A 1,558-nucleotide genomic window follows, 5' to 3' on the forward strand; every position below is an offset into this window, starting at 1 on the left:
GCCGAGCGCAGCAGCTCGTTGTAGTCGCGGTCGAGCACGGGCTGGTCGTTGTCGGCGGTATCGGCTTCGCGTAGGGCCCGGGCGCAGTCGTGCATAAACTCCAGCACGGCCGCGTGGGGCAGATTGATGGGGCGGCCGCCGCCGGGCTTGGGCAGGGCGTAGTAGCCGTCGTAGCAGTCGGCGGCCAGCTGCAGCACCACCGTCACGAGGTAGCCTTGTAGGCTCACGGGCCCCGAGCAGAACGAACGGCGGTTTTCGCCCCGGCTGGTCGTCAGCTCGTTGAGGGTATTTTCGGTGGCCTGGCACATCAGCTCGTACCAGTGCTGCTTCTCGGTGCGGTCGTGGTCGTTGGGGTGCAGGTGGTACACCGAGCCTTTGGGCCCGGCATCGGCTTCGAGGGCGGCCGCCCGGATTTTCACGTGGCGGAAATCGGCCGGAGAGTAGCGATGGGTGGTTGGTTCGAGCACCACGGCCGCGGGTGCCTCGGCCTCGCGTCCGGCGGCGAAGCCCAGCAGGAAAACCTCGGGCCGCAGGCTGCGGTCGAGCAAATTAAAAACTCCCTCGGCAAAGAGCTGGGCCGAGACGCGAAACAAACTTTGGTGCTCCCACATGGACGATAACCGGACGGCCGCCCCCCGTTGCGGGCACGACTTTGCCCCGAACTACGGGAGAATGACGCGAATAGTGGCGTTTTCAAACAAATTTCCTCCGCTGATGCTTCTACGCCCGCCTGCGTTTGCGTATCTTCGGCATGCCGCCGGCCGCTGTTGCGGCCTTGTTCTCACCACTTCACCGCCGCCCGCCTATGCTGTTTGTCGACATGCTATTCGTGATGGCGGTAGCCATTTCGTTTATTCCGATTCTGACGGGCTACTGCGCCCAGAGTCGGGGCCGCTCGTTCTGGCTGTGGTTTGCGCTGGGCTGGCTGTTGCCGTTGGCCTCGTTCTTTCTGCTCTTCGCCCTCATTGCCCGCGACGAGCTCAACCCCGGCCGCCGCCTGCTCGGCGAGGCCCGCCAGATTCTGCGCGAAGCCGAGGAAAAACAAAAAGCCCGGCGCGTGCTCAAAAACGACGAGTAATACCTGGCGCCCCGCCTATGCTCAGCGGCCCTGCTCGTGCGCTGCGCAAATGCGTTGCGCCACCCACGCCCCCGTGCTGAAACACCCTTGTAGCAAATAGCCCCCGGTAGGCGCTTCCCAATCGAGCATCTCGCCGGCCACGTAGGTGCCCGGCCGCTGCCGCAGCATCAGGTGCTCATCCACGGCCGCAAAGGCAATACCGCCCGCCGTCGAAATAGCTTCATCCAGCGGCCGCAAGCTGGCAACAGGTAAGGGCAGATTGGTTAGCAGCTCGGCCAGAGCTTCGGCATCCAGCGTGGCGCAGTCGGGCCGCAGCTCGCGCAGCAGCGTGGGCACGGGCGCCGCCAGGTAAATTGTACGCTTCAGAAAATCGGCGAATGACGCCTTGCCGCGCGGCTGCCGCAGCTTTTGGAGCAGGGCGGCGGGCGAGAGGTCGGGCTTGAGGTTGAGGCCTAATACGGCCGGGCCGCCCGCCGCCAG

Annotated in this window: 3 protein-coding genes; 1 reads left to right on the forward strand and 2 read right to left on the reverse strand. The window is 65.1% G+C overall.

Annotated features, from left to right (window positions below; genetic code table 11):
• Positions 1-611, reverse strand: a 611-nt coding sequence (locus tag ACYVDE_RS22320) for a hypothetical protein (RefSeq protein ID WP_460503736.1), incomplete at its 3' end; no start/stop codon positions are given.
• A gap of 194 nt (positions 612-805) precedes the next feature.
• Between ACYVDE_RS22320 and ACYVDE_RS22325 the strand changes: the two genes are divergently transcribed.
• The gene (locus ACYVDE_RS22325) at positions 806-1,078 is read left to right on the forward strand and encodes a hypothetical protein (protein ID WP_460503737.1); all 273 of its coding nucleotides are present in this window, start codon (positions 806-808) and stop codon (positions 1,076-1,078) included.
• 21 nt (positions 1,079-1,099) lie between these two features.
• Here the strand turns inward: ACYVDE_RS22325 and ACYVDE_RS22330 are convergent.
• The coding region (locus ACYVDE_RS22330) for an NAD(P)/FAD-dependent oxidoreductase (RefSeq protein WP_460503738.1) at positions 1,100-1,558 on the reverse strand (459 nt) is incomplete at its 5' end.

This window comes from Hymenobacter agri, assembly GCF_054778495.1.

Bases quoted from the DNA above. Each gene is read 5' to 3' on its own strand.
- ACYVDE_RS22325 (WP_460503737.1), top strand. From the start codon at position 806: ATGCTGTTTGTCGACATGCTATTCGTGATGGCGGTAGCCATTTCGTTT.